General features: G+C 71.7%; 7 protein-coding genes. 4 read left to right on the plus strand and 3 right to left on the minus strand.

Annotation, left to right across the window (positions count from 1 at the left end):
* The first annotated feature begins 432 nt into the window (after positions 1-432).
* Positions 433-1749, plus strand: a complete 1317-nt coding sequence (locus GB864_RS18410) for a hypothetical protein (RefSeq protein ID WP_236778918.1) — start codon at positions 433-435, stop codon at positions 1747-1749.
* Positions 1750-1792: 43 nt separating this feature from the next.
* Positions 1793-2101, plus strand: coding sequence for a GNAT family N-acetyltransferase (locus GB864_RS06150; RefSeq protein WP_336603896.1), 309 nt, complete (start codon positions 1793-1795; stop codon positions 2099-2101).
* 363 nt (positions 2102-2464) lie between these two features.
* Here the strand turns inward: GB864_RS06150 and GB864_RS06155 are convergent, their stop codons facing one another.
* Positions 2465-2890 (minus strand): MarR family winged helix-turn-helix transcriptional regulator, encoded by a 426-nt coding sequence (locus tag GB864_RS06155; protein WP_336603897.1) that lies wholly within the window; start codon positions 2888-2890, stop codon positions 2465-2467.
* 512 nt (positions 2891-3402) lie between these two features.
* Here GB864_RS06155 and GB864_RS06160 point away from each other — a divergent pair.
* Entirely contained in the window at positions 3403-3834 is a 432-nt protein-coding gene (locus tag GB864_RS06160) for a single-stranded DNA-binding protein (protein ID WP_160423468.1), read from the plus strand.
* A 99-nt stretch (positions 3835-3933) separates the two neighbouring features.
* Here GB864_RS06160 and GB864_RS06165 read toward each other — a convergent pair whose 3' ends face one another.
* Positions 3934-4245 carry a 4a-hydroxytetrahydrobiopterin dehydratase gene (locus GB864_RS06165; RefSeq protein WP_160423469.1) on the minus strand — a complete coding sequence of 104 codons (312 nt, stop codon included), beginning with the start codon at positions 4243-4245 and terminating at the stop codon, positions 3934-3936.
* A 409-nt stretch (positions 4246-4654) separates the two neighbouring features.
* Between GB864_RS06165 and GB864_RS06170 the strand changes: the two genes are divergently transcribed.
* The gene (locus GB864_RS06170) at positions 4655-6277 is read left to right on the plus strand and encodes a hypothetical protein (RefSeq protein WP_160423470.1); all 1623 of its coding nucleotides are present in this window, start codon (positions 4655-4657) and stop codon (positions 6275-6277) included.
* Between the two features lie 166 nt (positions 6278-6443).
* Here the strand turns inward: GB864_RS06170 and GB864_RS06175 are convergent.
* A partial coding sequence (locus tag GB864_RS06175) for a winged helix-turn-helix domain-containing protein (protein ID WP_202107019.1) occupies positions 6444-7166 on the minus strand: 723 nt, incomplete at its 5' end.

Genomic DNA, 7166 nt, shown 5'->3' on the forward strand with positions numbered 1-7166 from the left:
TGACATTCTTCCTTGGCCCGATCGCCGCGTACCTCCTGGTGGTCTGGCCTCCCCGCGAGCCCACGGGCAGGGCGCTCGAGCGGGTCGTTCCGCCGGGCGAGCAGCCCTCCACGTCAGCCTGATCCGACAAGGCGCCCCATGCGCGGTGTATACGCCTGCATGAGTATTTCCTGAGAATGTCCTGGATGCCCCGAGCGGCAACCGGAAACACACTGTTCAACAACCGCTGCCGCTGGTTAGGCTCCTGGCGAATCGACGCGAGGGGGATGCGGAATGCAGGCGGTAGCGGGACACGGGAGTGCGGCGGAGGCGGTCATCGGGAAACCTCCCGGCGGGGTCACCCGCCGAGCAGCAGTCGACGACGACCACTCCGTCCGCAGGCCGGGGTGGTCGTCGCCGTTGCGGGTGTGGTCCGGTCGGCTCGGTGAGGGCATGGCGTTCGCAGCGCTCGGGGGAACGCTGCTGCGCCGCATCCTCACCATCGCGATCGCCGCGGCCTTCGGGCTCGCCGCCGCCGACGTCATCGGACGTCTCGCTTCGCTCGAGCACGTCTGGGCGCTGCGCGTCGCCGCCGGCGTCCTCGTCGGCGTGCTGGTCGCCGGCTTCGTCGGCATGATCTCGGCGACCGCGACCAGCCGCGGGCGCTTCCGCGCCGCGCTGCGCCGCGTCGGCATCGTCGTCCCGCTCATCCGCGCGGACCTGCGCGCGCGCGTCAACGGCGGCGTCTGGTTCGCGCTCGGCGCGAGCGCCGTGGCCTTCACCTCGCCCGCGTTCACGTCGCTTCCGGGCGGTCCGGTCGCCTGGGCGCTCGTCGCGGGGACGCTGCTCGGCACGCTCACGAACCGGCTGCACCGCGCGACCCATGCCCACGACACGACACGTACCTTCAACCTCGTCGCCATGGTGCTCTTCGCCGGTTCGGTCGCGGCGATGGGCGGCACCTCGACGGGCGAGTGGTGGACGCTCAACTTCTCGACGCTCGGCACCTCCGACGACCTCGCCGCTGCCTGCTTCAACGTCGCGATCGTGCTGAGCGGCTCGGCCATCGTCGTCATGGCGCGCGCCCTCACCGCCGGGGTCGCGTCGGGGCGATTCCGCCCCATCCGCATCGGGGTGCCCGTGATGCGCGGCCTCATCATGCTGCTCGGGGCCTGCCTCGTCGGCGTCGGCCTCGTGCCCATCGACACCGACACCGACCTGCACAACGTCTTCGCCCTCGGCTCGGCGGCCTGCTTCGCGGTGCTCGCACTCGGCCTCCCGGTGTGGGTGCGCGGCCTCCCGCGCGGCCTCGTCCCCGCGTCCTTCGGGTTCGTCGCCGTCGAGGTGATCGCGATGGTCGCCTACGACGGGCTCGATCTCTTCACCTTGACCGTGTTCGAGATGGTCGCGTTCACCCTCGTCTTCGCCTGGCTCATCATGCTCGTCGCGGTGACCGCGGAGCCGGTCGCGATCGCGCCGGTGCCGGAAGCCACGGGCCTGGTCGGGAACGGCGTCGCGCCGGCAACCGCCCGCGAGCTGCGGATCGAACTGTCGCCGATGCTCCGGCGGCACACGCCCGCAGCGCTCCGGGGCGTCGTCGTCGGCGCCCGAGCGGAGGTCCGTCGCGCGCATGCCGTGGCGGCCGCCCGTCCGGCGGTCGCCCGATCCGCGCCGCCGTCCGCCACGAACTCGGGACGCCGCCACTACCGTCGCCTCGGTCGGCGTTCCCGCCGAGCGCCGCGCGGCGAGTCCGGCCCGGGTTTACGCTGAGCTGCAGCCGTGCCCGCGCCGGCGGGTCGATCGAGGGGGAACCGTGACGGAAGATCGCATCGTCGTGCGCCGAAATGCCGAGGAGCACCGCTTCGAGATCCGCGAGGGCGGCGAGCTCGCCGGCTACGCGGTCTATCGCGAAGAGGAGGGCCGCACGGTGTTCACGCACACGATCGTGCTGCCGGCCTTCGGCGGGCGCGGACTCGGCACACGGCTCGCGAAGGCCGCACTCGACGCCGTGGTCGAGGACGGCGGCCCCATCGTGCCGCGGTGCCCGTTCATCGCGAGCTACCTCGTCGAGCACCCGGAGTACGCCGCTCACGTCGAGCAGCCGGGCGCGACCGCGTCCTGACCAGGTTCGGCACCACCCTCGGAGTCGAGTGATCCTCAGGGAACTGGCCCCTGGACTGGGGACGGCGCAGGTGAACGCGCGACCCCTACGCTCAGGCAGTGCCGGGACGAACGTCCACTCCGTTCGGGGGCGGTAGGCGAACGTCCCGGTACACAGCGAAGTCCGAGCGTGCGCGATTCCTGCCGTGTACGCTCATCGAGGCTCGTCGGGTCGAGTTCGGGTCGCCCGATGAGAAGCCTCCTCCGGGGGGCCGCGGTGGGGTGGGAGGTAGGGTTCCCGCCCCATCGCGCAACCCGCGGCGCGCGAGTCGTCGCAGCGAGCCGGCGGAAGCCGCTCGGCGCCAGAGGCATCCGTTCGGCGGTCTCAGTGCTCGTCGGGCAGGCCCGCGCGCAGCCGCTCGCAGAGGTTGCCCAGTTCGACCAGCTCGTCCTCGTCGAGGGCGTCGCCGATCGTGGCCGTGATCGAGCGGATGTGCAGCACCGCGACGCGACGGAACAGCTCGTAGCCGTCATCCGTCAGCGTCACGATCGTGCCGCGCCCGTCCTCCGGGTCGTCGCGCTTGCTCAGGATGCCCCGTGACGTCAGCCGGTCGACGAGGCGGCTGATGCTCGGCTGCGAGATGAGCGCCGTCTTGTTGAGATCGCGCATGCGGAGCGAGCGTTCGGGCTGCAGCGAGAGATTGAAGAGCACGTCGTACTCGTTGAGGGAGATGAGCTCGGACGGGAAACCGGAAGCGAGGCGACGCATGATCGCGACCTGCGCTCGGAAGAGGGATTCCCAAGCATCCACGGTGATGCGACGATCGGCCACTCGGCACCCCCGTTCTCCCGGAATCATCATAGGGAGCGGCGCGGGTGCGCGGCGGCGCGGGCGGGCGCGGCGTCGCCGATCGGAACGGGTGCCGGCGGAGTCGGACGGGCCCGGGAATTGAGAATGGCCCGGTCGGAGAGGCTGCCGACCGGGCCACGCTCGTTGCACCAAGAGTGTCCTGCAATCACATTCCGCACCGGCTGCCACAGCAAACAACCGGTGCTCGATCAATGTATAACGGAACGGTAACAAGCGCTACCCGCCGGGCCGATTTTCCTCGGTGATTCGACGATGAATTCGCCCAGTGCAGGCCGACCGCCGGATGGGCGCGGAGCGAATGCCAGATGAGCGCCGATTTCGCTTCGGAGGCGCCGATCGGGCGAGGCTGCGGCGGGTGCGGCGGCGGGTCGCGGGCCGCGTGTCGGCGGTGCGGGCTAGCGTCCGGACTGTCTCACCACTGCAGTGAACGGCATACGGAACCGGAGTGAACCATGGCGAACGAGACCACCCTCACCATCGTCGGCAACCTGACCGACGCGCCGGAGCTGCGCTACACGCAGGGCGGCGTCGCAGTCGCGGGCTTCACCGTCGCGAGTACCGAGCGTACCTATGACCGCGCGAGCGGCGAGTGGAAGGACGGCGACGCGTTGTTCCTCCGGTGCTCGGCCTGGCGCGACCTCGCCGAGCACGTCGCGGGTTCCCTCGGCAAGGGCGCCCGGGTCATCGTCGTCGGTCGGCTCAAGCAGCGCTCCTACCAGGACCGGGAGGGCGTCAACCGCACGTCGCTCGAGCTCGAGGTCGAGGAGGTCGGGCCGTCGCTGCGCTATGCGACCGCCCAGGTTGAGCGCGCGGGGCGCGGAGCGCCGGCCCCTGTCGCCGCCGCTGCGGCGAGCAGCGGGTACGGAGACGAGCAGCCGTTCTGAGCGGCGTCCCGTCCGCATCGGCGCGCCGACGGGACGGGGCGGGCAGCCTTCGGCGAACGGCGGGGTCGATCGGGCAGAGTGCGCCGCAGCTCGGAGCGTTCAGCGCGCCGGAGTCGCCGCGTGGATGCCGAGCGCCTGCGCAACGTCGGAGATCCGTCGGGCCACGCCCGCGTCGGCGTCCGTGAGCCCGCCCTCGGAGTGCGTCGTCAGGTGCACAGTGACCGAGCTGTAGCGCACTTCGACGTCGGGGTGGTGGTTCGCCGACTCGGCGACGATGGCGACCGCGGCGAAGAAGCGCGCTCCCGTGGCGAAGTCGCCCGTCTTGAACGTGGCGACGGCTTCGTCGCCGACGACGGCCCAGTCGGCGGACTCGGCGCCGGCGCGGAACTGCTCGGGGCTGATCGTGCTCATCAGGGCTCCTCCCGTCGGAACGCGGCTGCGCGCGCCGGCGTCGCTCGCGTGGCGTCACGGTAGCGCGCCCGACGCCCGCCCGCGAGGGGTACGTGCCAATGCCGTCCGCCGGCCCCGTCCGAGCGTCCGCGAGCTCCCGTCCACGGCCTGCCGGCGCGCCCGCGGCCCTGCCGGATACGCGACGGCTGATGCGTACCCAGAAGTGGGGGTGCTCCCGGCGGGGCGTGCCCTCGATGCATCTGCAACGATCGAAGGAAGGTCGCGGCGGGAGGAGCCGCGGCCCGAGCTCGACCCGAAACCCTGTCCCCGGCGCTCCGAGGCCGTCGTCGTCGCACGCTGCCCGTCGCTGCCGGGAATCCGTCGTGCAGCCGCGCGACGACGCACCAGCCTGCAACGAAACGGAGCACCCATGTCCCGCACGACCACCCGCATCCTCGGCCTCGCCGCCGCGACCGCCGTCATGTGCGCGGCCCCCGTCACCGCGAACGCCGAAGAGCTCGACACCCAGGCGCCGGTCATCGCCGACTCCGCCTTCGGCGCCGTCACCGGCACGAAGACCTTCGCGCTGTCGCAGTCGGAGGCCAGCCCGGCCCGCACGTACGTCGAGATCCAGCAGATCGGCGCGAACGGCAAGTGGCAGAAGCTCGCCGGCCAGTGGTTCACCGAGACCAACGACTTCGCATTCACGGTCGACACCGACGCGCTCGTCGAGGGCGCGACCACGCAGATCAAGGTCTCCTCGTGGGACGTCGCGGGCAACCAGTCCGGCAAGACCTTCCCGGTCGTCATCGACCGCACCGCCCCCGTCGCGACACTGAAGGACGGCGCCGTCGTCGTCAACGGCATCCACGTCGTCGCGCCGAGCTTCAAGCTCTCGGACGCCGGCGTCGGCCAGGTCGACTACGTCGAGGTCAACGGCACCAAGTACGACCGCACGAACAACAAGTGGTCGGACCTCAACGGCGGGAACTACGCCGTCGCGCAGGGCGTGAACACCGTCATCGTCGTCGACACCGCCGGCAACCGCAGCGAGCCCTACACGTTCACGTACGACACCGTCGCGCCGACCATCGAGCTCAAGGCCGGCGCGGCGCTCGTCAACGGCATCCACGCGACGGCGCCGAGCTTCAAGCTCACCGACGCGGGCATCGGCCAGGTCGACTACGTCGAGGTCAACGGCGTCAAGATCGACCGCGCGAACAACAAGTGGTCGGACCTGAACGCGGGCGGCTACGCCCCCGTGCAGGGCCTCAACTCGATCGTCGTGGTCGACACCGCGGGCAACCGCAGCGCGGCCTACACGTTCACGTTCGACTCGCTCGTCCCCACCCTCGAGCTCAAGCCCGGCACTCCGGTCGCCGCGGACGGCACGTTCCTCGCCGCGCCGAGCTTCAAGCTCGTCGACGCGGGTGCCGGCCAGGTCGACTACGTCGAGGTCAACGGCGTCAAGATCGACCGCGCGAACAACAAGTGGTCGGACCTGAACGCGGGCGGCTACGCCCCCGTGCAGGGTCTCAACACGGTCGTCGTGGTCGACACCGCGGGCAACCGCAGCGCGGCCTACACGTTCACGCTCGACTCGGTCGCCCCGACCGTGGTCGGCGACGTGCAGGCCTACCAGACCAAGGAAGGCGGCCGCACTTCGGTCACCCTCGAGTTCAGCGAGCCGATCGACGGCGCGAGCCTCGGCCAGGGCTGGTACGGCAACGGCACGACGTTCACCAAGGCGTTCTACAGCGCCAAGCAGGTGACCCTCGACTTCACCGACCTCGTCGGCAACCACGGCACCTACGTCCTCCAGGTGCAGGCGCCCAAGGCCCCCGAGTCGTCGAAGCCCGCCGAGTCGTCGAAGCCCGCTGCGTCGTCGAAGTCCCCGGCGTCGGCCCCGGCCGCCGCGTCGAAGACCCGCGCCGTCGGCAAGTCCCAGCCGGTGCAGGCGAACGTCCCGCAGTTCGCCGGCGTCCACATCGACGCCTCCGACGTCGAGCGCGGCGACGGCTTCCGCGGCTTCCGCATCCACCGCGGCCACTGAGGTCGCACGCCGAACGGCGGGCGGAGGACTTCGGCCCCGCCCGCCGTTCGGCGTTCACCGGCAGGGTCGGGAACGACGGACGGACGCGGTCCCCGCATGCTGCGGGGGCCGCGCCCGTCGGCTCGCGCGGGGGAGCAACCCGCGCGCATCCTGAGGAGGAAGCGGTTCAGACCACGTCGGGGCTCGGCGTCGTGGCCTGGCGGATCGAGACGTCCGCGTGGCGGTCGAAGCGGTAGCCGACGCCGCGCACGGTGCGCACGATGTCCTGGTACGAGCCGAGCTTCGCGCGCAGGCGCCGCACGTGGACGTCGATCGTGCGCTCGTTGGGGATGTCGTCGTCACCCGTGCCCCAGAGGCCGGAGATGAGCTCGTGGCGGTCGATCGTGCGGCCCTCGCGGAGCACGAGGTACTGGAGGAGCTCGAACTCCTTGAAGGTGAGGCCGGCGGCCTCGCCGTCGAGCAGGACGCGCTTGCGAGAGATGTCGACGATGACGCCGGCGGGGTGCCGGTCGGCGTCGTCGCGCTCGGTCTCGACGGGCTCGCCGCGGTGCTTGGCGAGCGCGGCCTTGTCCTGGAGCGCGAGGCGGACGACCTCGACATCGCGGCCGCCGACGCCCTCGGGGGCGAGGGCCACGGCCGCGTAGGTCTCGGCGGACGGGGCGATCTCGGCGACGACCTTGCGGAGCGCCTCGACGATGCGGTGGAGCGTCGTGCCGTCCTCGAGGGCCTTGGCCTCGTCGACGCCGACGTACAGCGCGAAGCCGCGGGCCTCGGTGCCGGTGGGCACCGCGCGGGGACGCGGGGCGGGCGCCGTGGGCGCGGCCTGGATGGAGGGGCGCGGCTCGACGGCGGGGCTGCCGACCGGGCGCGGCGTCGAGAGGCGCGGGCG

The sequence above is a fragment of the Agromyces seonyuensis genome (genome assembly GCF_009789225.1).
GTDB lineage: Bacteria > Actinomycetota > Actinomycetes > Actinomycetales > Microbacteriaceae > Agromyces > Agromyces seonyuensis.